At 38.6% G+C, this 1586-nt stretch carries 1 protein-coding gene; it reads left to right on the top strand.

Translation table 11 applies throughout. The annotated features are described in order from the left end of the window. Positions 1–136: 136 nt before the first annotated feature. A complete protein-coding gene (locus HNR32_RS13680; RefSeq protein WP_183863608.1) occupies positions 137–1510 on the top strand; it encodes an IS4 family transposase in 1374 nt (457 codons plus the stop codon). The last annotated feature ends 76 nt before the right edge of the window (positions 1511–1586 follow it).

Below are 1586 nucleotides of genomic sequence, written 5' to 3'. Positions count from 1 at the left end.
ACTCAAACTTCGCAGTCGTGAAATAACCTGTGTACCTTGAAAATTCAATAATAATTGGTATAAAAATAGCATGATCCTCTCGTTTTTAGTATAATTTAATCGCTAAAAGAAATCATTCAAAACGGAGGCTCATGCCATGAAAAGTATAGCACAAAACAACCATCAAGATAAAGTCCTTGCAGCATCAATTTATAGCTTTTTTAAAGAATATCATGTATCGGCACTTCTGAAATCAGTAAACGCTTATAAATCTAAAGGGATTCCAGCTCTTGCAGTATTTACTGTACTCTTTGGAGCCATCTTTACGCAGCGCTCTTTTTATATGGGTATACTCATGAACCGTGCTGCTTACAATCTGAGCAAGGATACCTTGTATCGTTTTTTGAATGCCGCGCAAATCAATTGGCTGCGGTTTACTTCTTTGCTTAGTGCCAGAATTGCCACCAGGACTATTGAACCTCTTACGGATGAGCAGCGAGTCAATGTTCTCATTGTCGATGATTCGATGTTTTCTCGCGGACGCTCAAAGAAAGTTGAGCTTTTAGCCAAGGTTTTCGATCATGCCAAAGGCGTCTATGACCGCGGATTTCGTCTACTTACAATTTGTTGGTCCGATGGCAATACCGTTTTACCAGTAAACAGCTGCCTATTATCTACGGCTAATGCAAAGAACCGTATAAACGAAGCAATAAAAATGGATCGTCGTACGCTTGGATTCAAGCGCCGTGCACTTGCTCAGACGAAAGCACCAGAAGTTATGTTGCACCTTTTAATGGCTGCCAAAAATGCAGGGATTCACGCAAGACATGTGCTTTTTGATACATGGTTTTGCTCACCAGCTTCCTTGCTTGCTGTGAAAAAGATTGGATATGATGTCATAGCAATGGCAAAAAAAACTTCCAAAGTGAAGTATCTGTACGATGGGGAAAATCTTTCGGTTCCTGAAATTTATAAACGCAGCAGGAAACGCCGGGGATGTTCAAAATATTTGTTGTCGGTTGAAGTTATTGTAGCCAAAGATGGAAATAGTATTCCAGCTCGCCTTGTCTATGTGCGCAATCGCAATAAAAAAACAGAATATCTTGTTCTTGTCACCACAGATATGAAACTCAACGAAAAAGAAATGATTCGTCTTTACGGCAAACGCTGGGGTATTGAGGTGTTTTTCAAATTCTGTAAATCTTATTTGAAACTCAGCAAAGAATGCCAAGGGCTCTCATATGATGCAATGAGCGCGCATGTAGCTATTGTTTTTACCAGATATATGATGTTGTCGGTAGAAAACCGTTTATGCGCAGATGAGCATTCTTTAGGAGAACTTTTTTACTTTTGTACCGACGAAATGGCAGATATTACATGGCAAGAAAGCTTTCAAAAACTCATGCAGATTTTAGAAGAAGTATTAACGAAAAACTTGGATTTAAGTGAAAAGGAAGTACAAAATATTTTGGATGCCTTTTTGACAAATTTACCGCAAATACTTTCGATGAGGCTACGCCAAATAGCCTGAAATATTGCTATTTAAATAACGCCAATTATTGAATTTTCAAGGTACATCGACTTTTATTGATGTGCGAAGTTTGAGT

The organism is Pectinatus brassicae (genome assembly GCF_014201835.1).
GTDB classification, from domain to species: Bacteria; Bacillota; Negativicutes; order Selenomonadales; family Selenomonadaceae; genus Pectinatus; species Pectinatus brassicae.
This window is presented reverse-complemented; position numbering and strand designations above follow the sequence as displayed.